The following is a 26834-nucleotide window of genomic DNA, read 5'->3' on the forward strand; positions in this document are numbered from 1 at the left end:
TGGCATAAAAGACAAGGAGTTCGGGCATGTCGCGTTGGCGCTGGCATATCAAACAGATTTTCGAGCGTATCTGGGTGCGCGTGACGGCCTTCGGCGTGCTGGGGGTGGTGACAGCGTTGAGTGCGGCATGGATGGGACGATGGGTGCCCGAGGATCTGGGGGTCGATGTCTCGGCCGATGCCATCGAAAGCATTCTGGAGATCATTGCCTCCTCGATGCTGACGGTTTCGACCTTCTCGCTATCGATCATGGTTTCGGCCTTCTCGGCGGCGCAGGGTTCGGCCACGCCGCGGGCGATCACGCTGCTGCAATCGGACCGGCTGACGCAGCATGTGCTGGCCTCCTTCATCGGGGCCTTTGTCTATGCGCTGGTGGGGATCATCGCGCTCGAGACGGGGATCTACGGCAATTCCGGCCGGCTGGTGCTGTTTGCGGTGACGATCGCGGTGGTGGCGATGATTGTCATCATGCTCTTGCGCTGGGTGCAGCATCTGAGCGAGTTCGGGCGGCTGGAGGATACGGCCTTACGGGTGGAGGAGGCCACGCGCGAGGCGCTGGTGATGCGCGCCGAAGACCCTGTGCTGGGCTGTTGTGCATGGGAAGAGCCGCCGGTGGGCAGCTGGGAGCTGATGGCCATGCGCACGGGGCATGTGCTGCATGTGGACCCGGCGGTTTTGCAGGAGGTGGCCGAGGATCTGGGCTGCCGGATCTGGATCCTGGCGCAGCCCGGGGCATTCGTGCATCCGGGAGTGGGGATCTTGCGCTGTGATGCGCTGCTGGAGGATGCGCAGGCACGGCGGCAGGCCGAGGAGGCGTTGCACGAGGCTTTCACCATCGAACAGGCGCGGTCTTACGAGCAGGATCCCGAATTCGGGCTGCGGGCGATGTCGGAGATTGCCTCGCGGGCGCTGTCGCCTGCGGTGAACGATCCGGGGACGGCGATCGATATTCTGGGGCGGCTGATGGCGGTGTTGGGCGAGTGGGGGCAGTCTCGGCCCAAGGGCGAGGCGCCGCGCTGCCTGCGGGTGATGGCGCGCGAGCTGGACCCCGAGGCGCTGATCCGCAATGCCTTCGATGCGATCGGGCGGGACGGGGCAGGGCAGATCGAGGTGGCGATCCGGTTGCAGGACGTGCTGGCGGGGCTGGCACGGACCGAGCCGCGCTTTGCACAGCCAGCCTGCGCGATGGCCGAGCGGGCCGCCGCTCTGTCGCAGCAGGCGATGGTTCTGTCCGAGGATGCGCAAGCGGTAGCGGCACGGGCCCAGGAGCTGCGGGCGAAACTCTAGGTCTGCGCGGTGGATTTGATCCAGATCAAGGAGGGCTGCGCCTTTGCGGGGCAGGGTTGGTCCGGATTGGGCGGTCATGCGGGTCGCCTTCCCGAAATGGAGACGCAGATGACCGATCCCCGAACCCTCAATATGCATGCCGCACTTGTCGACCGGATGGGCGATGTGGTGGGTGTTGATTTCACACAGGCCAAAGCGCAAGGGCATATGTCTGATGCCGAGTGGAGCCAGACCGTGACCCGCTGCACGCAATGTTCCCAGCCCGGAAAATGTCGGGAGTTTCTGGCCGCGCGGGAGGCGCCCGAGGATCGGGAAACCGTTGCGGCACAGGCCCCCGATTATTGCAATAACCGCAGGCTGATGGGGCGGCTGCAGCGTCTGATGACCGAGGATGCCCCGATTGCGGCCGAGTGAAAGGCCGCGACCGTCGCACCGCCGGCTGATGCAAGGTCGGGCGACGGGTGGACTTGTGAGAGAGCCTGATGTGGACGATCTGAAAGACAACCTGCATTTCTGGATGCTATGGGGCATGGCACGCCGTGCGGGGGTCGATCTGGCGGGGCTGTTGCGCAGCGGGAGGCTGGGCCATGCACGGTTCGAGGAGATGCTGGCGGTCTGCCGTCGCTGCCGCCACGCCTGCGACTGTCTGGGCGAGCTGTCCTATCTCCCTGCCGGACAGGAGCGCCCGCCCGCCTTCTGTGGCAACGGCCATGTGTTAATATTTCTACATGTCTGACAAATAGTGCTTGCTTTTTATTTGTCGGCTATAAATTATGCAGCAAGTGAAAATGACGCCTGTGCAGCACTGACCGGTTTTACGGCCCGGCTTTTCGGGTGCAGCTATACGAGTCGCTTTGATGATTGACGTTGTAATGCCGCGCAGGTCGAGAACCAGTAAGCGCTTATATCCGTTTCAGACTGAGGGTTGACCCAGCGTCGCTGTGCGAAACCCTTCGGAAATACTTCAAAATGAAACGTGGATGGCTCCGCCATGCGCGTGGCGAAGTTCTGCCATGAGTATTATGAAGTATTTCTTTCCTTCCGGACAGGTTACAAAGGTTTCAAGGAATTCTTGAGGCTCCTCCTCCTCCCTGAGCCTCGGGACTATGCGGCGGCTTCCCTCCTCCTCCCTGGAAGCCGCCGCCTCCTTACCCCCCCTTTCCTACGGAATTTACCGCTCCGACACCGGGAGTTTCCCGTTCACGCGTGCATGTCTCTATCGAGACAGGGACAGACTGCGATTCTGCAACCTTGCGCTGAGATACCCCGTGCCAGCCTTTGTCGGACCGAGAGAAAGAGTATAGCGTGATCAGAGGCTTGATCCTCATATCGGGGTTATGGTTACGCCCGTTTTTCTTCTCTTAAGGTTATACCGTCAGGTTTGTGGCCGATTGGTTTGCAGACGGGATGTATCAAGTGGCTTGGGTGAAAACATTGAAAGCGCGCCTTTACGGGATCGTGCTTTTGGCAGCATTGGCATTGTTCGGCACGTCCGAGCTTCTTTTGAAATTCTCGGTAGATAACGCGTATGACATGCGCGAGCAGCATCTGCGCGATGTGACGCAGACGGCGGTCAGTATCCTCGAGCGGTTGCAGGGAGATGTGACGGCGGGCAGGATGGACCTGTCCGAGGCGCAGGCGCTGGGGCGCGAGGAGCTGTCGAGGCTGCATTTTGCCGATAACGGGTATTTCTTCGGATTCGGCACCGATATGGTCTACCAGTTCCACCCCTATAAGCCCGAATGGATCGGCAAGAGCCAGGCGGGCTACACGGATGTGAAGGGCACCAAGGTGTTTGCCGAGATGGGACGGATCGCGCAGGCCGAGGGCGGAGGCAAGCTGATCTATTATTTCAATAATCCCGAGACCGGCGAGACGGAGGCGAAATTCGGCTATGTGACGCTGTTCCCCGACTGGAACTGGATTGTCGGCACCGGCTCCTATGTCTCCGATATCACCGCCTCACTGTCGCATCTGCGGTTGCTGAGCCTTGTGACGATGGGCGTTATGCTTGCGGCGCTGGCACTGGTTGCGGGGCTGATCGCGCGGGACATTGTCCGCCAGATTACCAATATCAAAGGCCGGATGGAGAGCATGGGCGCGGGTGATACCGAAACGCCGGTCCCCTATACCAATGGAAAATCCGAGATCGGGGCAATGGCGCGCGCCATCGAGGGGTTCCGCGTGGCGCTGATCGAGAAGGCCGAACTGGACCGGCTGCAGGCCGATGCCGAGGTCGAGCGGTTCCGGGCCGAGGAAGAGGCGATGCACAAGCAGGCCGAGCTGCGCGAGATGCAGGTGGTGGCCGAGCGCGAGGCGCGTGAGAAGGAGGACCGTTTGCGCGAGGAGGCCGAGGCGACCCGTCAGGCGGCGGAAGACGAGCGCAAGCGCCAGATGGACGAGCAGGCGCGTGTGGTGCGCGAGCTGGGACAGGCGCTTTCGGGCATGTCGCGCGGCGATCTGACGGTTGTTTTGCGCGAGACCTTCCCCGACTCCTATGAAGGGCTGCGGCGCGATTTCAACGCGGCGATCGAGAATATGGCGCAGATGGCGGGGGCGATCCGCGCGAGCGCCTTCCGTCTCGAGGCCGAGACGATGCAGATCGATCAGGCCTCCTCCGAGCTGGGACGGCGCACCGAGACGCAGGCCGCCTCGCTTGAGGAGACGGCGGCGGCGATGAACCAGATGTCGTCCTCGGTGTCGAACGCGCTGGAGAATGCCCGGAATGCCTCGGCGGCAGTGGGCCGCACATTGCAGACGGCCAGTGACGGTCAGCATGTGGTGCAGGATACGGTCTCGGCGATGGCCGAGATCGAGAAAAGCTCCGAGCAGATCAACCGGATCACCAGCGTCATCGACGATATCGCCTTCCAGACCAATCTTCTGGCGCTGAATGCGGGGGTCGAGGCGGCGCGTGCGGGCGAGGCGGGGCGCGGCTTTGCCGTGGTTGCCTCCGAGGTGCGGGCGCTGGCGCAGCGCTCGTCGGAGGCGGCACGCGATATCTCGCAGCTTCTGTCGACCTCCGAGGTGCAGGTGCGCTCGGGTGTGGAGCAGACCAACCGCTCGTCGCAGGCGCTGAGCCAGATCGAGGCGCTGATCCGCGAGGTGGACGGGATGGTCCGTTCGATCGAGGCGGGCGCGTCGGAACAGGCGGCAGGTGTGGCCGAGATCACCAATGCGATCAACCAGCTCGATCAGGTGACCCAGCAGAATGCCGCGATGTTCGAGCAGAATTCGGCCGCGGTGCAGGCCATGTCGAGCGAGACGGTCGCGCTGAAGCAGGAAGTGTCGGTGTTCCGCCTGGAGGGCGACGACGAGGCGCCGGTGCGCCACGTCGCCTGAGCGTCTTTCCGTCCTCTCCAATCGCTACGAAAACGGGTCGCATTATTGCGGCCCGTTTGCTTATGTCGTCAGGCGCTGTCTTCGGGCAGGTCCAGCGCGCGGCGGCCGAGCCGGATGGAGCCATCGGTGATATCGGCGCGCAGGCTCGCCACCAGCGCCTGTGCGTCGCGGGCGCGCAGGGCGGCGAGCATCTCCTTGTGACGGTCGATCTTGTAATGGTCGGTGATGCCGCGCAGGACCTGCCGCTGGAATGGACCGAGCTGGAGCCAGAGGCTCTCGATCATCGGTTGCGCCGCCTGATCGGGATTGGCGCAATAGAGCAGGCGGTGGAACTCCTGGTTGAGACGGGTGAGCCCGTCCAGATCCTGTGCCTGAAGGGCGGTGTCCATCTCGCGGTCAACGGCCTCCATCGCGTCGATCTGGCGGTCGGCGATATGGGGCAGGGCGCGCAGGGCGGCATGGGTTTCGAGCATGATGCGCAGCGCCACCAGCTCCTCGAACCGGCCCGCGGTCATCGGCGGGATCTGAAGGCGGCGATTGCCCAGCACATCGATGCCGCGCTCGGAGCTGAGCCGCCGGACCGCCTCGCGGATCGGGGTCGGGCTGAGGCCCATTTGAAGCGCCAGCCCGCGCAGGGTCAGCTGTGTGCCGGGCGCGATCAGGCCCAGCATCACCGCATGGCGCAAGCGGCGGTAACAGTTGTCCTGCACCGTGTCGCCGGTTTCCATTGGCAGGTCGGGGATCGATGTTTCTTTGGTCATAAGAAGTGCCATGAGTTGACAGACTCACATAATGCTATCACAATTCAGAAAATGCTATCACATTTTGCCGGAGCGATCATGAATAGCCGCGTCAAACACGAGCTTCAAAGCGAAACGGATGTCGAAACCGTCTTTGCCTGTATCTGCGACCTGAACGGGGTGATGCGGGGCAAGCGCCTGCCCATCGATCACGTCGATAAGGTCAAGAACGGATCCTTGCGGATGCCCCTATCGCTTCTGGGGATGGATATCTGGGGCGAGGATATCGAAGGGTCCGAGCTGGTGTTCGACACGGGCGATGCCGACGGGATCGGGGATTATACCGGCCGGCCTCTGAGCCTGATCAGCTGGACCTCGCGTCCGGCGGCCTTCGCGCAGTTGTGGATGGCCAACGAGGATGGCACGCCTTTCCTGGGTGATCCGCGGCGCGCGCTGGCTGGGGTCTGCGAGCGGTTCAGGGCGTTGGGGCTGACGCCGGTGGTGGCGACCGAGCTGGAATTCTATATCGTGGACCCCAGCGAGGCCACGCCGCAGCCGCCCTGTTCGCCGGTCACGGGCAAGCGGCTCGACAGCGATGGCGCGCTGTCGCTTGATGAGTTGCAGCATTTCGACGAGCTTCTGAACGAGATCTACGACGCCTGCCGTGCGCAGAATATTCCCGCCGATACCGCGATCTCGGAAAACGGGGCAGGGCAGTTTGAAATCAACATGATGCATGTCGATGACCCGCTGCGCGCCGCCGATGATGCAGTGCTGTTCAAGCGGCTGGTGCGCGGGATCACCCGCAAGCACGGGTTTGCGGCGACCTTCATGGCCAAGCCCTATGGCGACCGTGCCGGTTCGGGGATGCATGTGCATTTCTCGCTGGTCGACAAGGATGGCAATAACGTCTTCGACAATGGCGGCGAGGAGGGCACACCGCTTCTGCGCCATGCCGTGGCGGGGCTGTTGCGCACCATGCAGGAGAATGCGTTGGTCTTCGCGCCGCATGAGAACTCGTTCCGCCGCCTGCTGCCGGGCAGCCATGCGCCCTCGTCGGTGGCATGGGGCTACGAGAACCGCACCGCCGCGATCCGTATTCCGGGCGGGCACCACAAGGCGCGGCGGATCGAGCACCGTGTGGCGGGGGCGGATGCCAACCCCTATCTGGTGCTGGCCTCCATCCTTGGCGGCGCGCTTCTGGGGATCGAGGGCGAATGGCAGCCGCCGGATCCCATCGAGGGCGATGCCTATTCACTCGATCTCGACCACCTCTCGCTCGACTGGGCCTCGGCTATCGACGCCTTTGCCCGTGGGCCGCATATCGAGCAGATCTACTCCAAACGTCTCAAGCGGATGTTCGTGCAATGCAAGCAGCAGGAGCTGCGCCGCTTCACCCGCCATGTGACCGATTTCGAATTCCACAGCTATCTGGAGGCAGTCTGATGTCTGTTTCTTATGCGGGCAATGGTGCCCATACCGGCAGTTATTATGCGGCCTCGGCCAATCCTGCGCCCTTGCGCCCCGCGCTCGAAGGCGCGCAGGAAGCCGATATCTGCGTGGTTGGCGCGGGGTTTTCGGGGCTTTCGACCGCGCTGCATCTGGCCGAGAAGGGCTATCAGGTCACCGTGGTCGAGGGCGCCCGTATCGGCTGGGGCGCGTCGGGGCGCAATGGCGGGCAGATCGTCAACGGGCTGAACGCGAGCCTGCAGAAGATCGGCAAATCCTATGGTCAGGACACTGCGCGGTTTGTGGCGGGGCTGGTGACCGAGGGCGGCAAGATCATCCGCGAGCGCGTCTCGACCTATGGCATCCAATGCGATCTGAAGGATGGCAACGTGTTTGCCGCTTTCAACGACATGCATATGCGCGAGCTGGAGGAAAAGAAACAGCTCTGGGAAAGCTACGGGCTCAATGATCAGCGGATGCTGACCAAATCCGAGATCCGCGAGCATGCCGCGACCGATCTTTATGTCGGTGGCATGATCGACCCGACGGGCGGGCATATGCATCCGCTGAACCTGTGTCTGGGCGAGGCTGCTGCCATCGAGGCCAATGGCGGCACGATTTACGAGATGTCGCCGGTGGTCTCGGTAGATACCAACGCGGCGCGTCCGGTGATCAGGACCGAAAAGGGGCAGATCACCTGCCGGATTCTGGTGCTCTGCGGCAATGCCTACTTGGGCCATGTGGTGCCCGATCTGGAAAACCGCGTGATGCCGGTGTCCACGCAGGTGATGGCGACAGAGCCCTTGGGCGAGGACCGTGCGCGGGCCTTGATGCCGGCCGATACCTGTATCGAGGATGTGCGCTACATTCTTGATTACTATCGGATGTCGGCCGATAACCGGCTGCTCTTCGGCGGGGGCACCGTCTATGGCGGAACCGACCCCAAGGATATCAAGGCCAAGCTCTGGGGCAATATGATGAAGGTCTTCCCGCAGCTGTCGGATGTGAAGATCGATTATGCGTGGTCGGGCAATTTCGCGCTCTCCTTCTCGCGCGTGCCGCAGATGGGGCGTCTGGGGAATGCGACCTATTACGCGCATGGTTATTCGGGGCATGGCGTGACCGGATCACATACATTCGGGCGCATTCTGGCCGAGGCGATCAATGGCGATGCAAGCCGCTTTGACGTGTTTGCCAAACTGCCCTGGATTCCGTTCCCCGGCGGGCGGACGTTCCGCGTGCCCTATTCGGTGCTGGGCTCGTGGTATTACGAGATCCGCGACCGTCTGGGTTGGTGACTTTGTTGGGCTTGCGTTTTGGCGCAGGCCCTGACTATTTGCGGCCAAGAGTTATTTCTGGAGGCCGCCCATGATCACCCATCTTGTCACCCATTCCGGCGGTTTCCATGCCGATGAGGTATTTTCCACCGTTATCCTGACGCGGCTTTTCCCGCAGGCCGAGCTGGTGCGCACCCGCGATGCGGGCTGGATCACCCCTGCCGAGGGTCGGGTGATCTATGATGTGGGCGGTGATTTCGATGCGGCCCGCAATATCTATGATCACCATCAGCGCGAGGCGCCCCTGCGCGAGGATGGCGCGCCGTTGAGTTCCTTCGGGCTCATCTGGGCGCAGTTCGGGCGTGACTATCTGCGTGGGTTCGGAATTGCCGAAGAGCATCTGGACGAGGTGCATGCCAGCGTGGACCGCAGCTTCGTGACGCCGGTAGATCTGGTGGATAACGGCAAGCTGTCCGTCTCCGAGGCGGGGGCGCTGCAAGCGATGACCCTGCCGGGGCTGATCGAGACGCTGCGTCCGGTGTTTGACGACCGCGACCCCGAGGGCGAGATCAATGCCTTCTGGCAGGCTGTCGGTATTGCGCGGACCTTCCTCGAGGCGCGGGTCAACCGCTCGGCGGCGAAACTGCGCGCCGCTGGCATGGTGGCGGAGGCGATAGCAGCGGCCGGCGAGGGCCGGATCCTCGAACTGCCGATGGGCATGCCGTTCCGTCCGGCAGTGGTGAAGGCGGGCGCCGACCAGCTGTGGTTCGTGGTGACGCCGCGCGGGCCCGAGGACTGGACCCTGGGCACTATCCGCAAGTTCGATGAGGGGTTCGAGAACCGCGCCGATCTGCCGGCCGACTGGGCGGGGCTGAATGGTGCGGCGCTGGAGGAGGCCTCGGGTGTAAAGGGCGCGAAATTCTGCCATAACGGGCGGTTCATCGCGGCGGCCAGCTCGCGCGAGGCGGTGATGGAGATGGCGCGGCTGGCGGTCGAGGATGCGCTGGCCCGCGGGGTTGTGTGAGGGGCGCTGCCCCTCTTGGGGCCTGCGGCCCCAATTCACCCCGGGATATTTAGCGACGCTGGAAGCGGGATCTAGCGCAGGATCGGGGGCTTTGCCGGATCCATGCCGGGGCCTTTCCGGGGCTCGGGCTCTGCGGCGGGGGCCTCTTCGTGCTCGGGCAGATGCAGGACCAGCGCCTTGGCCAGGAGCCGCTGGGCGGCCTCGCTTTCTTCATCAAGGAAGGTGACATCCAGCTCGCCCGCGTCGAGGCCCGAGAAGGTCAGCGCCTCGCCCATGGCCTTTGCAATAGCGGGACGGGCGGATTCGGGGGTGCCGAGCAGGGCCAGGACATGGCCCTTATGGCCGTCCTCATAGGTGACGCCGCCCAGAAGCGCGCGGGTGGCCACGCCCATCAGCTGGTCGAATTTAGCCTCGAATGCCGGAAGCAGGAGCCCCAGGATCGCGGGGGGCAGGGCGGGGGCGTCGAAGCTGACCGGACGGCCGGTGGCCTGCGCGGGGCTATGGGTGAGGGTCTCGCTCAGCCAGTCGAGGGCTTCGGGCGGCAAGAGCATGGCCGAGTCGGCGACGCCCAGATTGATGCCGAGGCCGATCTCCTCGCCCACCAGATTTTGTGCGATGATCCGGCCCGGAAGGGCGGCATAGGGCACGGGGTTTGCGGAGAATTCGGCCATGCGCTCCTCGGTATCGAAGGCCAGTACGAAAGCCCCATCCTCGGTCTCGAAGACCTGAGGGCGGATGTCCTGACCGTCGGCCTCTTCTTCCAGCAGCAGGAACAGTTCCGCATCGGCGAGCCGGTCATAGACGGCCAAGCGCAGCGCATCATTTTCGGGCTGGGCGCTCATTGCGGCATGGGCGCGGTCATAGGGGGTCATGGCAGGTCCTTCATGCAGATGCAGCAGACGGTTTTGACGGAATCCCTATTGCGCAGGGCCGGATATGGCAAGCCCCGAAGCCTGTGGCGAGGCTTCGGGGCTCGGGATCTGCCATCGTGCTGGGCCGTCTCTAGCTCGAGACCTGTTCGCGCAGCACCGAGGCGGTGAGCGACAGCATCAGGTAGATGCCGGCAAAGATCAGGAAGGCCACCAGCGTATCCTCGAAAGCGCGCGGATAGGTGGGCGCATCCGGGGTGATCGGGCGCACCCCCATTTCCAGATAGCGGACCTGTTTGTTGGCTTCGAGGCGGGCGGTCTCCATCTGCTGGGCGGCCTGTGCCAGAAGGCCCTGACGGGTGGCCAGATCGGCCTCGGCGATGCGCAGATCCCCCGAGACGGCCGCGATGGAATTGGTGGTCGCAGTATTCTGGGTCAGCTGCTTGCGCAGGCTGGCAATCAGCGTCTCGAGACGTCTGATATCGCCCTGCACACCTGCGACACGAGCCGCGTTGGGGCTCGGGTTGTCCTGAAGCTGGCCCAGTTCGAGCCGTTTCTGCTGGAGCTGAGTCTCGAAGGCGGAGACCTGGCTCATCACGAGGCTACCTTCGGAGGCGGGGTCCAGAACCCCTTGTTTCTGCTGGAGCTCCAGCACTTTCTGCTGGGCGTCGCGGACCTTGGCCTCTGCGTCGTCATAGCTGTCGCGGGCTCCCTGCATCTGGTCGCCGCGCAGGCGCGAGGTCAGCTGGTCCACCTGTTCCTCGGCATAGGAGATCAGGGCCTTGGCAAAGCGGGTCGAGGTTTCGGGATCGGCGGCGATCACCTCCATCTTGATCACGCCTTCCGATGGATCATAGCCGATTTTCACGACCTTCTTGTAAAGCGCGTAGGCTTCTTTGTCGGTGGCGGGCGTGGGCAGCCGTTGCAGCGGATCGATGAAGGATTGCTGGAAGTGTTTCTTGAAACCTTCTTCGTCATCGAGCCGCTTCATCGCTTCCATCGATTGCAGGAAGCTCTGCACCGTCACACTATCCTGATTGGTGGCGAGTTGCGTGCCCGAGAAGAGGCTGCTCATGGAGCCTGCGGCCGAACTGTCGGCCTTCTGGATGACGAATTCGCTCTTGGTCGAATAGGTGGGCGTCGCCATGGCGAAATAGTAATAGGCCGCAATGAGCGTCGGCAGGAAAACGAAAAACGCCAGACGGGTCGCCAGCAGCATCAGCTTGCGCCGCCTGCGGCGGGCAATATCGCGCTGGATGGCGAGGATCTCGCTGGCGCGATGTTCTTCGGTCATTGCTTCGGCGGGCAAATGCGGGGCGGTTGCCACGGCCATCGTGCTGGTTCTGGCGAGGCTGCGTTTGCCCGCAACCGCCGGAAGGTTCTCCTGTTTGTCGGGTTTGACCAGCGACAGGATGTTGGAACGGTCGAGCGGGTCGATGCCCTTGCGGCGCAGCAATAGCACCGCCTCGAAATCGGAGGTGGCCTCGATCCCGTGTTTCTGGGCCATGCGGCGGGCAAGGCGCAGCTGGCGGCCGGTCAGACTTTCGCGACGGATGGCCTCTATTTCCTCGTCGAGCGTCTTCTCGCCCTTGTCGAGAACCTGATCGGCATTGGCTTCGGCCTGCATGCGGGCGGCATCGGCGAATTTCATATCTCCGAAACCATCATCATGCTGCTCGAAGATCGCCGCCGGATCGTCCGGATCCGGTGCGGGGCCTGTCTTTGGCGGCTGGCCCATCATGCCAAGGGCCGCATTGCGCCGGGGAGCGCTGTTCCGTGCGGTGTCGGCTCTGGCGGGATCGGTCTTTGTGGCGGGCGGCTCCGCAGGCGGGGCTTGGGTCGCGGTGGGGGGGCGCTGTGTGGCAGTCACCGTCCCGGATACCGTGTCCGCTGCGGGCGCCTGTGCGGGGCTCTGGGCGGGCATGTTCCGTTCAGGCTCCTCCCGCAGTGGCGCGGAACGGGCCTTGGCGCCGCTCTGGATCTCGTGGCGGCGGATGCGGTATTTGGTGGTCCTAGGTTGTGTAGTCATACATCCGCTTCGCTTCTTCCAGAGTGTCGAACATATAGAGCTGGCCATCGCGCAGAACGGCCGCAGTCCGGCAGAATTTTTCCAATGTCTCGGCCTGATGCGAGACGACAATGACGGTGGAGTTCTGCAACCTGTCGCGCAGGATGGTGCCTGCCTTGCGGTTGAAGACCACATCGGTTGTGGAGGGCATGCCCTCGTCGATCAGATAGATGTCGAATTCGAGCGCGAGGAGCAGCGAGAAGGTGAAACGGGATTTCATCCCTGCGCTGAAGGTGCCGACGGGCATATCGAAATATTCGGCGATCCCGCAGAGCCAACGGCAGAAGGCTTCGACGTAATCGGGGTCCAGCCCGTAGAGTTGGGCGATGAAGCGCGCATTCTCGCGGGCGGTATGTTTGCCGACGACCCCGCCCATGAAGCCCAGCGGAAAGGATACACGGCAGCTGCGCCGGATCGCGCCCTCATCGGGTTTCTCGAGCCCTGCCATCATGTTGATGATGGTGGTCTTGCCGGTGCCGTTGGGGGCGAGGATGCCGAGCGAGTTGCCCAGCTCCACACGGAAGCTCGCGCGATCAAGGATGACCTTGCGCTGCTTGCCCGTCCAGAAGGACTTGCTGACATTTTCGAATTCGAGCATTTCCCTCCCACCCCTGGTTGTGACGCTCTGGGACGTCAGGCCCTGTCATACAACTAGCCTAACGTCGTTAACAAAGCTCCTATGATCACAATCGGGCAAGATTATGTCGGGTTAACCAGAAAATATGCGGCAAGACTTTGGCATTGTTTCTGTTTTGGGGATTATAGGGTGGTTTCTGGCAGTCTTTTCGTAAGGGCGCGATTCGTTCGCGCTTAGCGGTCGAGCCTGTCGCGCAGGCGGTAATAGTCGATTGCCAGCGTGCCATAGACGCGGTGCAGCCCGTAGAGAGGCATTCTCGTGACCGTCTTCTGCACCGGCATCGGCAGGGTGCGACCGGTCAGGAAATGCTCGGCAATCCGTTTGCCCAAGGCCGTCGAGAGCGCGACCCCGCGCCCGTTGAATCCAGTGGCGGCCAGAAGGCCGGTCTCGGGCGAAAAGATCCGCATCCGGTGGTCGCGTGTCATGGCGACGGCGCCGAACCAGTAATGCTCCATCTCCAATCCCTTGCCATAGAGCCATTCGACCTCGCGCTGGATCATGGCAAATCGCGCGGGGCCCTGTGGATCGGCAAAATCCCCGCGCCCGCCCAGCATCAGCCGGTTCTGCGGCCCGATCCGGAAATAGGTGCCCACGCGGCGGTTTTCCGAGACGGGGGTGCGATGGGGCAGAATGCGGGTCAGTTCCTCGGCACTGAGCGGACGGGTCGCGATCTGGAAACTATTGGCGGGCAGGGTGGCGCGCATCAGATCGGGGTCCAGCTCGGGCGTGGTATAGCGGTTGGTGGCCGTCAGCACGCGGTCTGCGGTGACGGTGCTGCCATTGGGCAGGCTGGCCACCCAGTGGCCCTTGCGCGTGAGGCCGGTGACCGGCGAGCGGGCATAGATCTTCACCCCCGCAGCCAATGCGGCAGCGGTCAGCGCGCGCACCAGTTTCAGCGGATGGATCTGGCCTGCGCGGCGGTCGAGCCAGCCGCCCTTGAACCGCGTGCTACCGGTATAGGCGGCCATCTCGCCCGCATCGAGCCAGTCCACATCGGCGCCGCGCGCCTTCCATTCGGACATGCGCTGTCTGAGCGCGGGTATCAGCACATGTTTGTCACCGGTCTGGATCCAGCCCGTGCGCTCGGCATCGCAGTCGAGCCCGAGGCGCTCCACCAGATCGAAGAGAACCGTGGCCGTCGAGCCGGCAAATTCGGTGGTGTCCTCGCCAAAGAGGCGGTCGAGCGTGTCGGGGTCGTCCTTGAGCCCGGGGATCACCTGCCCCCCGTTGCGCCCCGAGCCGCCCTCGCCCGGCTCATGCGCCTCGAGCAGCACGACGGAGGTGCCGGCCTCGGCCAGATGCAGCGCGGTCGAGAGACCCTGGAAGCCTGCACCGATCACCAGCACATCCGTTTTCAGGCTCTCCTCCAGCTGCGGCAGGGCGGGGCCTGCGGGGGCTGTGGCATACCATAGGGAGGTCATGGACATGGGAGAGGGCCTTGTGATTGCTTTCCTGCCACATGCGCAGGCCCGTTTTGCGATGTCTAGGAGGAAGGGGCGGATTTGTTGGGGCCAGAGCTGTCCTGCCTAATTCGGCGGCAGGGCGCCACGAAAAACCCCGGCCAGTGGCCGGGGCAGTTCGGACAGCGATGCGGCCTGCCTCAGATCTTCTCGCGGCCGATGGCGAAGATACAGGCCAGCGTGATCACGGCAGCGGCGGCCATGTAGTAGCCCACATAGGCCAGCCCGTAATTCGACTGCAGCCAGGTCGCGGCATAGGGGGCCAGCGAGGCACCCACGATACCGGCGAAGTTGAAGGTCACCGAGGAGCCGGTATAGCGCACACGGGTCGGGAAGGGCGCGGCCAGAGCCGTGCCGATCAGCCCGTAGGTCAGGCCCATCAGGATCATCGACAGCGTCACGAACAGCAGGATCGCTCCCTCATTGGCCACCATCAGCACGGGCACGAGGAAGGAGAAGGCGGCGATCAGCAGGGTCGTCACGATCAGCACCTCGCGGCGGCCGAACCGCTCGGCCAGCAGGCCCGCGCAGGGAATGGTCAGACCGAAGATCACCGCGCCCCAGAGCTGGATCACCAGCGCGTCGGTGAACGGGATCTCGAGCACCTTGACATTGTAGGACAGAAGGTAAGCGGTTCCGATATAGAACAGCACGAAGGTCACCATAGCCACGAAGGTGCCCAGGAAGATCGAGAGTTTGTGTTTGGCAAACAGCTCGAATACCGGCACGGCCACGCGCTCGTTCTTCTCGATAGCCTTCTGGAAGGCAGGCGTTTCGGTGATCGACAGACGCACCCACAGGCCGATGACCACCAGCGCGATGGAGGCGATGAAGGGGATACGCCAGCCCCAGCTCAGCAGCTGCTCCTTGGGCATGAACTGCAAAAGCACCCAGAAGAGGCCCGAGGACAGGAAGAGCCCGACGGGTGCGCCCAGTTGCGGGAACATACCATACCAGTTCTTCTTGCCTTCCGGTGCGTTCTCGGTGGCCATCAGCACGGCACCGCCCCATTCGCCGCCCAGACCGAAGCCCTGACCGAACCGGCAGAGTGCCAGCAGGAGTGGCGCGACGACGCCGATCTGCGCATAGGTGGGCAGGAGACCGATAATGACGGTCGAGATGCCCATCGTCAGCAGCGCCGCGACCAGTGTGGCCTTGCGCCCGATACGGTCACCGAAATGGCCGAAGACGATGGCGCCCAGGGGACGCGCGAAGAAGGCGATGGAGAAGGTCGCGAAAGAGGCCAGAAGGGCGGTCATACCATCGCTGTTGGGGAAGAACAGCGTGGGGAAGACCAGCACGGCGGCGGTCGCATAGACGTAGAAGTCAAAGAATTCGATCGTGGTCCCGATCAGGCTGGCCAGCAACACCTTGCCCGCCGAGTTGGTGGCAGAGGTATTCGCGTCGGCGAAGCCATTGGCTGATGATATGTCCGACATTTTATTTCTTATTCCAGTGTTTATTGTTCGCAAAATTGCCAACTTGCGCGGCCTATCGCAATGAAAGCTTTGCTGTAACCCCTTTATTTGTGAGCATGTGCACATACATCCTGTCAGACACGCGCCTATAGCGGTGGCTGATAGGACCTGCGGAGCTGATCTGCCCTGCTCGAGTGGTCCGGTTTGAAAGTCAGTGTAGCGTGGGCCGAGCGTTGAAAGGCGCAGTCCTTTAGGTCTTGCCGGCCAAAACCTGAGAAGACCCTCGTAATATAATACGATGCGGTAGGATATACTGTCGTTGTTCCTCTCGAAGAGGTGCAGGTTTGTTGTTCATCATATCGATGAGTTTATAAACCGCGTTTTCCCCGATCTGCTCGCGTGGTTGCGCGACTGTGGTCAGAGGCGGATTGGCAATCGCGGCATATCGGGTGTCATCAAAACCTGTTACGCAGATGTCGCGCGGGACGACCAGCCCTTGGGCGTGGATTTCCGCCATCGCAGCTAGCGCGATGTCATCGGTTGCGCAGATGATTGCCGTCGGTTTCTTCTGCGTGTGCAAAAGTGCAGTCGTAGCGCGACGTGCCTCTTCGATTGTTACGCCAGCGTCGGCGATCCAATCAGGCGACAATTCTATATTCGCCTCTTTCATGGCCAGCTTATAGCCGTTCTCGCGTTCCACAAGAGGCACTGTCGCTCCCGCAACCCCCAGAAATCCGATTTGGTAATGTCCTTGCCCGATCAAGTAGCGGGTCATTTCATGCGCAGCCGAACGGCCGTCGATCTGAAAACGCGGATAGCGGGCAAGTTCGGGGTCGGATGTTTCGCCGCAAACCACGATCGCATAGCTTGCGTCTCCGGCGTCACGCTCAGAATGACGGAAGGGCCAGGGGCTCCCGAGTACGACGATCCCATCCGCTTGGCGCGACGAGATGAAACTGCTTAGATCGTTGCTGCTCAACGGTGTTCCATCGTAGAGTTCCTCAATTCGTACCGTGTAGCCCTTGGACCGGGCGACACGTCCGATGCCGCTGATAACGTCGCCATAAAACGGATCGCCAATCCCGGATGTCAGGACTAGAATCACGCCTGTGCTACCGGTCCGGAAATTGCGGGCGAGAATATTGGGGGAATATCCTAATGTTTCTATGGCCGCCTGTATTTTGTCGCGTGTGGCGGGGCTCACACGCTCGGGTTCATGATTGAAACGCGACACGGTTCCATTTGAAACTCCAGCAAGTTTTGCCACATCGGCGATAGTCACAATGCCCCTTGGTCGGACCGCCGATACCATAATTCTTTCCTCCTGAAATCTAGCTTGAAAACTATATTGACTTTAAAAACGTGCGATGCAAACGTTTTAATAATATTATAAAAGACCACTTATCCCGACAGGTAAAGACGAGTAAAATGCCTCTGAGCAGATCATATCACCCAACATACAATGAAAACGTTTTCATGAACCATGGTCGAGTCTAATGGAGCAGGCATCGAACACCGGCAGATGGGGGCTGTGGATCTTTGTTCTCCTCAGCGCGCTCTTTTTTCTTCTTCCTCTTTATGTGATGGGTGTGACCTCGCTGAAAGATATGGCTGAGGTCCGCAATAGCTCTATCTTTGCGCTCCCCCAGCACCCGAGCTTCGCTGCATGGGATCAGGCATGGAATCACGCCTGTTCGGGGCTTCGTTGCGAGGGGTTGCGTACTGGATTCTGGAACTCGGTCATTATTACGGTCCCGAGTGTCTTCTTTTCCGTGTTGCTAGGGGCAATTAATGGCTATGCGCTGGCATTCTGGCGTATCCGCGGAGCAGAAGTACTCTTCGCTATCATGCTGATCGGCGCCTTCATTCCCTACCAGCTGTTCATCTATCCTCTCGCCATGTCTTTTGCCTCATTGGGCCTCGGGAAATCGCTCTTCGGTGTTGTCTTGGTGCATGTGATCTTCGGCATGCCGGTGACGACCTTGATTTTCCGGAACTTCTATTCGGGAGTGCCGGATGTGCTGCTCGATGCCGCCAAGATCGACGGCGCTGGATTCTGGCAGATTTTCGGGCGCATCATTCTCCCCATGTCAGTGCCGATCCTCGTCGTGACGGTCATTCTGCAAGCGACGGGCATCTGGAACGATTATCTTTTCGGTCTCATCTTTGCCGGTCAGGACAACCAGCCGATGACGGTCCAGCTGATTGGTCTCGTCAATACACGCATGGGTGAGCATCCCTATAACGTCCACATGGCCGCGACGATCCTGACGGCCCTCGTTCCCCTTGCAATCTATCTCTTGTCCGGCCGCTGGTTCGTCCGCGGCATCGCAGCCGGCGCCGTGAAAGGATAATCATGCTCGACGCTCAGACTACTTCTGTTTCGATCCGCGACTTGCGCGTGACCTATGGTACGATGCACGTACTCGACGGGCTTAATCTCGACATCGCCGAGGGTGAGTTTCTCGTGCTCCTTGGCTCTTCTGGCTGCGGGAAATCTACGCTGTTGAATGCGATAGCGGGGCTGAACACGGTAACCGCAGGCAAGATCATGATCTCCGGTCAGGATGTCACGCGCGCCGAGCCGAAAGATCGCGGTATCGGCATGGTCTTCCAGTCCTATGCGCTCTATCCGCGGATGACCGTCGCGCAGAATATGGGCTTCGGCTTAAAGATCCGTGGCATGGCCAAGGCAGAGATCGCCGAACGCGTGAACCACACTGCCAAATTCCTACAAATCGAACACCTCCTGAAACGTCGTCCCGCCGATCTGTCCGGCGGACAGCGTCAGAGGGTAGCCATCGGGCGTGCTCTAGTCCGTAAGGCGGATGTTTTCCTTTTTGATGAGCCGCTATCTAATCTCGACGCGCAACTGCGTGCAGATCTGCGCATCGAGATCAAGCGCCTTCACCAGTCGCTTGGCAATACGATGATCTATGTCACTCATGACCAGGTCGAGGCCATGACGCTTGCAGACCGCATCGCGGTGATGAAGGACGGCAAGATCCAGCAACTGGCACCTCCAGCCGAGGTCTATACCCGCCCTGCAAATCTCTTTGTTGCCGGGTTCCTCGGAACTCCCAAGATGAACTTTATTGAAGGCGAGATCTCCTCCGGACCGCAGGGACCTCATTTCACGACGGCTGGCATGAGTTTTGATCTTGATCGGATCTCGAGCGCGCCTCTCGCCTTTACCGGCCCCGCAACATTAGGCCTACGCCCCGAAGATTTCGTGCTCTGTCCAGAAGGCACCGCCGGATCATTAGAGGCAGAGGTCACATTGATCGAGCCACTTGGCTCGGAGACCATCATCTGGGCCACGACCGCCAACGGCACCCAGCTCTCGCTTCGTTTGGGCAGCGCACAAGGCCAACACTTGCCTGCTCTCGGCACACAGGTCTTCCTCCAGCCCGATCTGGTACGTGCCTCCCTCTTCGATACCCAATCAGGCCAGCGCCTGTAACCTACTTCCATCCGTCAGGAAAAATCATGACTTCTCCGCTTCTTTCGTTCCAGCTCTATACCGCCCGCGCGTCTGACTCACTCGACACCCAGCTTGCCGAACTGGCAGCTATGGGGATCACCAATGTCGAGCCTTTTGGCGAGCTTTATGCAGATCTGGACGGGCTGCATTCCATTCTAGCTCAGCACAACATGACAGCACTTAGCGGGCATTTCGACCTCGAGATGCTCGAAGCAGAACCTGCCCGTGCCATCGAGATCGCCCGTCGATTGGGGATGAAAACCATTATCGCGCCTTGGCTCGAGCCCGAAGACCGCCCGGTCGACCTGGCAGGGTGGCAAGCCCTTGCAGCGCGCCTTCTTGCGGTTGGCGACCAGATGCGCGCGGGAGGCTTTATCTTTGCATGGCATAACCACGAGTTCGAATTCGAGCCTTTGCCCTGTGGCACGATGCCGATCGAAGTCATCATGAACGAGGCAGGCTGCGCGCTGGAACTCGATGTTGCATGGGTCGTGCGCGCGGGGGGGGACCCGCTCATGTGGATCGAGCGTTATGCCGAGCGCATCATTGCCGTCCACGTCAAGGATATCGCGCCCGAAGGCCAGAACCTCGATCAGGATGGCTGGACCAATGTCGGCCAAGGCATCGTCGACTGGCCTGCTGTGTGGGCCATGCTTCCCAAAACTGGCGCAAGTCTTGCAATTCTCGAACATGACGAACCGAAAGACTGGCTCGATTTCGCGACCCAAAGCTCTGCAGCCGTTCGCCAACTCGACGGAGTTGCAGTGTGAGAGAGAATACTAAGCCTCTGCGCGTCGGGGTAATCGGATGTGGAAATATCTCTGATACCTATTTTACAAATGGACCGCTCTTGCAAGACATCGACTACATCGCTTGCGCAGACCTGCGCCCCGAGGCGGCGCGGTCCAAAGCTGCGGCATACGGTATCAAGGCGATGGAGGTCGACGCACTTCTGGCGCGTGATGACCTCGATGTCATTCTCAATCTGACCATTCCTGCTGTGCATGCCGAGACCTCCTTGCGCATCCTCGATGCGGGCAAACATGTCTATACCGAAAAGCCTCTGGCGCTTAGCCTAGCCGAGGTCGATGCGATGGAGGCCGCAGCCGCTGCGCGTGGCCTGCGGATTGGTACTGCGCCGGACACGTTCCTCGGCCCCGCGCAGCAACAAGCGCGGGCTCTCGTTGATGCGGGTACAATCGGTGAGGTGGTCACCGGTCTTGCCACCGTCCTGTCGCATGGGATGGAAGACTGGCACCCTTCGCCAGACTTCTTCTACCGCAAAGGCGGTGGTCCTGTTCTCGACATGGGCCCCTATTACATTGCGTCACTCGTCAATATGCTCGGGCCGGTCACGCGGGTTCAGGCCAGTGGACGGATCGGCCGGCGCACACGTCTGGTCACGGCCGACGGCCCTCTCAAGGGGCAGAGCATTCCTGTCGAGACCTTCACCACGCTCAATGCCCTCCTGAGCTTCGAGAGCGGCGCCGAGATTACCTTCCTCGCAAGCTGGGATGTCGCAAATACCGATCTACGCCCGATCGAGTTGCACGGCACCAAAGGCACGCTCCGGATTTGCGATCCCAATGATTTTGGCGGAATCATCGCGCAGGGCGATCTTGTAGGGGGCTTCACCGAGATAGATACATCGACCCGCGCTTTCGGGGCCAATAACCGTCTGTGGCTGGGCGAGTTTCCATTCTCCTGCTATCGCGGACTAGGGCTTGCGGAAATGGCCCGCGCGATTTCTGAAGGACGCGCACATCGCTGTGATACCGAATTCGGACGGCATGTGCTTGAGGTTATGCTCGCCATCGAGACGGCAGCCATTGAAGGACGCTCCCTCTATATCAATAGCCGTCCCAAGCGGCCCGCAGCCTTTACACCCGAGGAGGCCATAACCTTCCGTGCAGCGCAATCCGTGGAGGTGCTCCCGTGACCCCACGCACGATGAAAGGACCGGGCCTGTTTTTGGCGCAGTTTATCGGCGCCGAGCCGCCGTTCGACAGCCTTACCGGTCTGGCGCAATGGGCGTCTGGCCTTGGATTCAAGGGTCTGCAGGTCCCGACCGGAGATCCGGCAATCTTCGATCTGGCCCTTGCGGCCAGCTCGGACAGCTATTGTGATGATGTGAAAGGGCTGTTGTCGGATCATGGCTTGGAAATCACCGAGCTCTCGACCCATATTCAGGGCCAGCTTGTGGCAGTGCATCCTGCCTATGACACGCTTTATGATGGTTTTGCTCCTGCGGCAAAGCGTGGCAACCCCGCCGCACGGCAGGCATGGGCTGTCGAGAGCCTGATGCTGGCAGCACAGGCCAGCCGTCGGTTGGGACTAGACGCTCATGCGACATTTTCTGGTTCGTTGGCTTGGCCCTATCTCTATCCATGGCCGCAGCGTCCTGCGGGACTGATCGAGGAAGCCTTTGACGAACTCGCCTCGCGCTGGCGCCCGATCCTCGATGCGTTCGATGCTGCGGGAGTGGATCTGTGTTACGAGATCCATCCCGGAGAGGATCTTTTTGATGGTTATACGTTCGAGATGTTCCTCGACCGTGTGGGTGGGCATCAACGTGCCAAGATCCTTTACGACCCCTCCCATTTCGTCTTGCAGCAGCTTGATTATCTAGGGTTCATAGACCGCTATCACGAGCGTATCGGAATGTTCCACGTCAAGGATGCCGAGTTTGTATCGTCCGCCAGTCAGGGTGTCTATTCGGGCTACGCGCCTTGGGTCGAGAGAGCGGGCCGCTTCCGCTCGACCGGAGATGGTCAGGTCGACTTCAAAGCCGTCTTCTCGCGCCTTGCACAATATGGCTTCGACGGTTGGGCCGTGCTTGAATGGGAATGCGCCCTGAAACATCCCATGGATGGCGCCGCGGAAGGCGCGCGCTTTATCGCGGATCATATCATCCGCGTTACAGACCGCGCCTTTGATGACTTTGCGGCCGCAGGAATCGATGCCGCAGCCAACCGGCGACTATTGGGGCTTTCTTCATGAGCCGCCGGATCCGACTGGGTATGGTAGGGGGCGGCGCGGGTGGATTTATCGGTGGTGTCCATCGCATGGCCGCGCGCCTTGACCACCGCTTCGATCTCGTCGCAGGTGCGCTCTCATCGGACCCCGCCCGCGCGGCGGCCTCCGCCGTGGAATGTGGCATCGCTCCCGAACGCAGCTACAGCGATTATCGTGATATGGCCCGAAAGGAAGCTGCCCGTCCCGATGGTGTGGAGGTCGTGTCGATTGTTACGCCGAACCACCTGCATGTACCGGTAGCTTGCGCGTTTCTCGAAGCAGGTATCCATGTGATCTGCGATAAGCCCTTGGCCAGCACCTACGAAGATGCGCAAGCCCTATACGAGGTTCTGGAACGGGCGGGGCGTCTGTTTGTCCTGACCCATAACTATTCGGGCTATCCTATGGTGCGGCATGCACAGGAGCTGGTGACCCAGAATGCCTTAGGTCCGCTGCGCGTGGTTCAGGTTGAATATGCGCAGGACTGGCTTGCTCGCAATGTCGAGCGGCAGGGCGTGAAAGGTGCGGAATGGCGGACTGACGTGGCGCGCGCCGGTCTCGGCGGGGCGATCGGGGATATCGGCACGCATGCATACCATCTGATGCGGTTCGTGACGGGGCTGCGTCCCGAGAGCCTTCGTGCGGAGCTCAGTTCATTTGTGTCCGGACGAAGCCTCGATGATGACGCGCAGATCATGTTGCGTTTCGAAGGTGGAGCGCGCGGGATGCTTTGGGCAAGTCAGGTCGCCAGTGGACATGCGAACGGGCTCCGGCTGAGGGTCTATGGTGAAAAGGCCGGCATCGAATGGCTACAGGAAGAGCCAGACCGTCTGTCCTTCAGACCGCTGGATGGGCCTGCCCAGACATTTATCCGCGGTGGGCACGGGATCGGCGAGGCCGCTACGGCGGCGACCCGCATACCGGGCGGCCATCCTGAAGGATATCTCGAGGCGTTCGCCACGCTCTATCGCGAGGCGGCAGACAAGATCCTTGCCTTCGAGACAGGAACGCCTTCTCCGGACCTTCCAGGCATCGTCGAAGGTCTTGAAGGCATGCGCTTTATTCTCGCGGCGGTCCAATCTGCCCAGAACGATGGCAGCAGAGTGCCCCTCCACTCGGCCGACGCATAAAAACCGGTCCGGCCATATGGCCGGATTGCCAAAATACCAAAATACATCAACAGGGAACAACATGATGAAAAAGAAGAACATGTCACGGTCACTTTCGGGGCTTACCTCCGGTATCGCGTTGAGCGCGTTCTGCCTTGTTACCCCCGCTCATGCCGATCCGGTCAAGGCACAGGTCATGCATTGGTGGACTAGCGGCTCCGAGGCGTCAGCATTGCAGGTGATGGTCAAAGATTTCAACGCCAATGGCGGTGAATGGGTCGATAACGCCGTGCCCGATTTCGAGAGTGCGCTCGCAGCGGCGACCAGTTCGATCATCGGCGGTAATCCTCCGGATGCTCTGCAGTTCAACGCAGGCACCCAATTTGCCGATCTTGCCCAGAAAGGCTATCTGACTGACCTGAGCAGCTATGCCGAAACCGGTCATTGGGACAAAGCTCTGCCGCCTGCGCTACTGAAAGCCGTGTCCTATGATGGCAAGGTCTATGCAATGCCGGTCGATAACCATGGCGAGAACTGGCTCTGGGTCAATAAAAAGGTCATGGCTGATGCGGGGGTGACGATGCCCGAGGATTGGTCCGGCTTCTTCCCGATGCTCGACACCCTCAAAGCCGCAGGTGTTACACCCATCGCGCATGGCGGTGAAGCGTGGCAAACGCTCGAGCTGTTCTATCAGGTCATGATGTTCCGTGGCGATCTCGACCTTTACAATGCGATCTTTGTCGATGGCGATACCGACAAGATCAACTCACCTGAATTCAAGGCTTTTGCCCAGGACTTCAAACGCCTCACCAATTATATCGACGCAGGATCGCCCGGCCGCAAATGGAATGATGCGACGGCCATGGTCATTCAGGGCAAGGCTGCGATGCAGTTCATGGGCGATTGGGCCAAGGGCGAGTTTACCGCAGCTGGCCTCGAGGCAGGGAAGGATTACGAATGTCTTCTCGGCCTTGGTGGAAAAGACCACTTTGTCATCAGCAGCGATGTCTTCGTGCTTCCTGCTGCCAAGAGACAGGACAAGAAAGCCGTTGATGATTTGCTGGTCAAAACCATGATGTCCCCCGAGGTTCAGGTCGCATTTAACAAAGTGAAGGGTGGTATCCCGGCACGGCTCGACGCGGATGGAAGCTCGCTCGATGCTTGTGCCTCGAAAGGATATAAAGCCATGCAGGATCCGTCCATGCAGGTTGCAGGACCCGAGATCAGCGCGAGCGCTGACCGCGTCGGGGCCATTCAGGATGCCGTTTCGGAATATTGGAATACGCCTTCGATGAGCGCCGAGGACTTTGCGGCATCGCTCACCGATGCGATCGAAATGACGGCAGAATAAGGAGAGTTCCATGGCGGCTCGAATGATAACCCCCATTTTTCGCCCAAGCAGGGCCGCCATGGCTCTTTGGCCCACCTGGATCATCGTGCTGGCCGCCTATGTCGGCACGATGATCTGGACCGTCGGCATTTCCTTCACACCGTCAAAACTTGTGCCAGAAATGGTCTTCGCGGGAGGCAAGCAATACGAGCGTCTCTTCCATACCTCGCGCTGGATGAACTCGGTTGATAATATGCTGGTTTTTGGCGTGCTTTTCGTAGTCGCCAGTCTTGTTTTGGGCACCTTGATGGCGATCGCACTGGACCGCAAGATTGCATTGGAAGGCACGATCCGGACCATCTATCTCTATCCCTATTCTTTATCTTTTATCGTTACAGGTGTCGTCTGGCGTTGGATGATGGATCCTACCCTTGGTATCCAGAAGACTCTGAACGACCTTGGCTGGACGTCTTTCCGCTTTGATTGGGTGGTTGATCCGGACAAGGCGATTTATGCGGTCGTGCTCGCAGCAGTTTGGCAATCGGCAGGGCTTGTTATGGCGCTTATGCTTGCGGGATTGCGTGGCGTGGATCCTGATTTGTGGAAAGCGATCAAAGTCGACGGGATTCCGATCTGGCGTGGTTACGTTTCCATCGTTCTGCCCACACTCCGTCCCATTGTCGTTACGGCAGTTGTCCTTCTCGGCTTGGGTGTAGTGAAGTCCTACGATCTGGTCGTGGCACTCACGAATGGTGGCCCGGGAATGGCGACCGATGTTCCTGCGAAATTTATCATGGACTTCCTGTTCCTGCGTTCGAATATCGCATTCGCGTCCGCAGCCGCCACTGTTATGCTCGTGACTGTCGCGATCGCCATCGCGCCATGGATATACGTTGTCTATATTCGGAAACGTTGAAAGAAGCTGTGCTGGGGCCTTGATGCTGTAACCGCCCCCGTCGGTATCTCTGGGCCATCGTGCGGCTGAAACGATCCATAAGGGGAGCGGATATGTCAGAACCTATGGTTGTGTCGCAAGAAATACGGCTTGGCTCGAAACGCCCCTCGCTTGGATATGCTTATCCTGCGAGCGCCGCGATGATCTGGAATGCGTAGGGCTCATCACGCTATCTGCCCTTTAGGGAGGATGTGCGCGGTCCCACGCCAGCGCAAGTGGCGGCGGCTGAGCAAAAGGCTTCGAACCCTATTATCGGGCGCGTAATGGGCATGATAAAGCGGTGGTGGCGCTGAGATGGTCCCCATTTCCCGGACAGTTTTTCGGCGGCGCTGAGGTTGCCTATAGGTCATGCTGCCGCCTTCAAATCGAGACCTTGATGGGCTTTTGGGGGGCATCGAGCGTCGAATGGGGGCTCTTGGTGCTCTAGGAGATCATCCACTTCCCAGTGCCGCTGCGAGCTGGGGTGCCGGCCTCATACACGTTCAGATAGAGGCATTCGTAGTTCAGCGACCGCAAAAGCCGCGCGATCATCACGTTATCCATCCATCTGCCTCGCCCGTCCGCCGATATCTTCAAAGTTGCGTCTGCGAGGATCTCCGTGAAGCGTGGGCTTGTGAACGGACGGCTTTAGTCCGTGGTGAATATCCCGGGCTTTCCATGCCGTGGCGGTTTCCTCCAAGGCCTCGATACAGAACTCCACATCCATGGCATTCGACAGACGCCACGACAGAACCCGGCGCGTCGCCCGATCCATAATGGCGAGCAGGTAACGGAACCCGCGCTGCATCAAGATGTAGGTAATTTCGACACACCAGACGTGATCGGGCCGCGCGCCTGGTAAATCCAGAAACAAATACCGATATTTACGTTTAGACGGATGTGGCCGCGAGGTCCTGGGCTTTTGATAAACAGCCCGCAGATCCATCCTGGCCATGAGCCTTCTGACCCGCTTGCGCCAGAGGCAATATCCTTGGTTGCGCAGATGCCGCGCCATATGACGGCTGCCGTAGAACGGCGTCTCCATGAACCGCGCGTCGACAAGCTTCATCAAGGCTAGGTTCAACGGCGGCTCGGATCTGCTCGGGCTGTAAAACGCCAAGCGGCTGAGCCCGAGCAAGGCGCATTGCCGCAGGATCGACAGCTCGGGAGGATGGGGAGCGATCATGTCCCGCCACAGCTATACCCTCGCCGTCCGCTCGCCGTCGCCAGCGGTGGTGGAACTAGGCTTCGGCCTCTCCGGCAGTGAGTTCCGCGCGGGCAATGGCGGGTGTTGGCTTGGCGCTGGTCGGCGCAATCTAGTTCGCGATCGCGTTCCTGTGTTCGTCCTCGGTCGCGCTGATCCCTGTCTCTGACGGTCTGGCCATGGCCGTG

Annotated in this window: 23 protein-coding genes; 15 read left to right on the forward strand and 8 right to left on the reverse strand. The window is 60.7% G+C overall.

Annotated elements, in window-relative coordinates:
- The first annotated feature begins 26 nt into the window (after positions 1–26).
- The 4 genes from VSX56_RS17580 to VSX56_RS17595 all read left to right on the forward strand — a co-directional run bounded on the left by VSX56_RS17580 (position 27) and on the right by VSX56_RS17595 (position 4628).
- Positions 27–1286, forward strand: coding sequence for a DUF2254 domain-containing protein (locus tag VSX56_RS17580; protein ID WP_350938962.1), 1260 nt, complete (start codon positions 27–29; stop codon positions 1284–1286).
- 108 nt (positions 1287–1394) lie between these two features.
- Positions 1395–1700 carry a DUF6455 family protein gene (locus tag VSX56_RS17585; protein ID WP_339114785.1) on the forward strand — a complete coding sequence of 102 codons (306 nt, stop codon included), beginning with the start codon at positions 1395–1397 and terminating at the stop codon, positions 1698–1700.
- 70 nt (positions 1701–1770) lie between these two features.
- The gene (locus tag VSX56_RS17590; RefSeq protein WP_339114786.1) at positions 1771–2022 is read left to right on the forward strand and encodes a DUF6455 family protein; all 252 of its coding nucleotides are present in this window, start codon (positions 1771–1773) and stop codon (positions 2020–2022) included.
- 689 nt (positions 2023–2711) lie between these two features.
- The gene (locus VSX56_RS17595; protein WP_350938963.1) at positions 2712–4628 is read left to right on the forward strand and encodes a methyl-accepting chemotaxis protein; all 1917 of its coding nucleotides are present in this window, start codon (positions 2712–2714) and stop codon (positions 4626–4628) included.
- A gap of 68 nt (positions 4629–4696) precedes the next feature.
- Here the strand turns inward: VSX56_RS17595 and VSX56_RS17600 are convergent, their stop codons facing one another.
- Positions 4697–5389 carry a GntR family transcriptional regulator gene (locus VSX56_RS17600; protein WP_339114788.1) on the reverse strand — a complete coding sequence of 231 codons (693 nt, stop codon included), beginning with the start codon at positions 5387–5389 and terminating at the stop codon, positions 4697–4699.
- A gap of 78 nt (positions 5390–5467) precedes the next feature.
- Between VSX56_RS17600 and VSX56_RS17605 the strand changes: the two genes are divergently transcribed.
- The 3 genes from VSX56_RS17605 (at position 5468) to VSX56_RS17615 (ending at position 9118) form a co-directional block, all read left to right on the forward strand.
- Positions 5468–6814, forward strand: coding sequence for a glutamine synthetase family protein (locus tag VSX56_RS17605; protein ID WP_350938964.1), 1347 nt, complete (start codon positions 5468–5470; stop codon positions 6812–6814).
- On the forward strand, positions 6814–8115 hold the full coding sequence (locus VSX56_RS17610; protein ID WP_339114790.1) for an NAD(P)/FAD-dependent oxidoreductase: 1302 nt from the start codon (positions 6814–6816) through the stop codon (positions 8113–8115). The genes VSX56_RS17605 and VSX56_RS17610 overlap by 1 nt, the downstream gene beginning before the upstream one ends.
- Positions 8116–8185: 70 nt before the next feature.
- Entirely contained in the window at positions 8186–9118 is a 933-nt protein-coding gene (locus VSX56_RS17615; RefSeq protein ID WP_350938965.1) for an MYG1 family protein, read from the forward strand.
- 71 nt (positions 9119–9189) lie between these two features.
- Here the strand turns inward: VSX56_RS17615 and VSX56_RS17620 are convergent, their stop codons facing one another.
- From VSX56_RS17620 to VSX56_RS17645, 6 genes are all read right to left on the reverse strand, one after another.
- A complete protein-coding gene (locus VSX56_RS17620; RefSeq protein WP_350938966.1) occupies positions 9190–9990 on the reverse strand; it encodes an SseB family protein in 801 nt (266 codons plus the stop codon).
- Between the two features lie 130 nt (positions 9991–10120).
- Entirely contained in the window at positions 10121–12016 is a 1896-nt protein-coding gene (locus VSX56_RS17625) for a KpsE/RkpR family capsule polysaccharide export protein (RefSeq protein WP_350938967.1), read from the reverse strand.
- Complete coding sequence (locus VSX56_RS17630) at positions 12000–12653, reverse strand: ABC transporter ATP-binding protein (RefSeq protein ID WP_339114794.1); 654 nt, start codon at positions 12651–12653, stop codon at positions 12000–12002. Before VSX56_RS17630 ends, VSX56_RS17625 begins: the two co-directional genes overlap by 17 nt.
- A gap of 212 nt (positions 12654–12865) precedes the next feature.
- Positions 12866–14119 (reverse strand): NAD(P)/FAD-dependent oxidoreductase, encoded by a 1254-nt coding sequence (locus VSX56_RS17635; protein ID WP_350938968.1) that lies wholly within the window; start codon positions 14117–14119, stop codon positions 12866–12868.
- Positions 14120–14292: 173 nt separating this feature from the next.
- On the reverse strand, positions 14293–15591 hold the full coding sequence (locus VSX56_RS17640; RefSeq protein ID WP_350938969.1) for an MFS transporter: 1299 nt from the start codon (positions 15589–15591) through the stop codon (positions 14293–14295).
- 229 nt (positions 15592–15820) lie between these two features.
- Positions 15821–16852: a LacI family DNA-binding transcriptional regulator gene (locus VSX56_RS17645; RefSeq protein ID WP_350938970.1), complete on the reverse strand. Its 1032-nt coding sequence runs from the start codon at positions 16850–16852 to the stop codon at positions 15821–15823.
- Positions 16853–17066: 214 nt separating this feature from the next.
- Between VSX56_RS17645 and VSX56_RS17650 the strand changes: the two genes are divergently transcribed.
- The 8 genes from VSX56_RS17650 (at position 17067) to VSX56_RS17685 (ending at position 25424) form a co-directional block, all read left to right on the forward strand.
- A complete protein-coding gene (locus tag VSX56_RS17650) occupies positions 17067–17924 on the forward strand; it encodes a carbohydrate ABC transporter permease (RefSeq protein ID WP_350938971.1) in 858 nt (285 codons plus the stop codon).
- 2 nt (positions 17925–17926) lie between these two features.
- Positions 17927–19033 (forward strand): ABC transporter ATP-binding protein, encoded by a 1107-nt coding sequence (locus VSX56_RS17655; protein ID WP_349295438.1) that lies wholly within the window; start codon positions 17927–17929, stop codon positions 19031–19033.
- 26 nt (positions 19034–19059) lie between these two features.
- Complete coding sequence (locus tag VSX56_RS17660; RefSeq protein WP_339114799.1) at positions 19060–19824, forward strand: sugar phosphate isomerase/epimerase family protein; 765 nt, start codon at positions 19060–19062, stop codon at positions 19822–19824.
- Positions 19821–20993, forward strand: a complete 1173-nt coding sequence (locus VSX56_RS17665) for a Gfo/Idh/MocA family protein (RefSeq protein ID WP_350938972.1) — start codon at positions 19821–19823, stop codon at positions 20991–20993. Before VSX56_RS17660 ends, VSX56_RS17665 begins: the two co-directional genes overlap by 4 nt.
- Positions 20994–21004: 11 nt before the next feature.
- Complete coding sequence (locus VSX56_RS17670; protein ID WP_350938977.1) at positions 21005–22054, forward strand: sugar phosphate isomerase/epimerase family protein; 1050 nt, start codon at positions 21005–21007, stop codon at positions 22052–22054.
- Positions 22051–23199: a Gfo/Idh/MocA family protein gene (locus VSX56_RS17675; RefSeq protein WP_350938973.1), complete on the forward strand. Its 1149-nt coding sequence runs from the start codon at positions 22051–22053 to the stop codon at positions 23197–23199. The genes VSX56_RS17670 and VSX56_RS17675 overlap by 4 nt, the downstream gene beginning before the upstream one ends.
- A gap of 64 nt (positions 23200–23263) precedes the next feature.
- On the forward strand, positions 23264–24529 hold the full coding sequence (locus VSX56_RS17680; protein WP_350938974.1) for an ABC transporter substrate-binding protein: 1266 nt from the start codon (positions 23264–23266) through the stop codon (positions 24527–24529).
- A 58-nt stretch (positions 24530–24587) separates the two neighbouring features.
- On the forward strand, positions 24588–25424 hold the full coding sequence (locus tag VSX56_RS17685) for a carbohydrate ABC transporter permease (RefSeq protein WP_350938975.1): 837 nt from the start codon (positions 24588–24590) through the stop codon (positions 25422–25424).
- A 574-nt stretch (positions 25425–25998) separates the two neighbouring features.
- Here the strand turns inward: VSX56_RS17685 and VSX56_RS17690 are convergent.
- Entirely contained in the window at positions 25999–26628 is a 630-nt protein-coding gene (locus tag VSX56_RS17690) for an IS3 family transposase (protein ID WP_350938976.1), read from the reverse strand.
- Positions 26629–26834 lie beyond the last annotated feature (206 nt).

Source organism: Thioclava kandeliae (assembly GCF_040297545.1).
In the GTDB taxonomy this organism is placed as follows: Bacteria; Pseudomonadota; Alphaproteobacteria; order Rhodobacterales; family Rhodobacteraceae; genus Thioclava; species Thioclava kandeliae.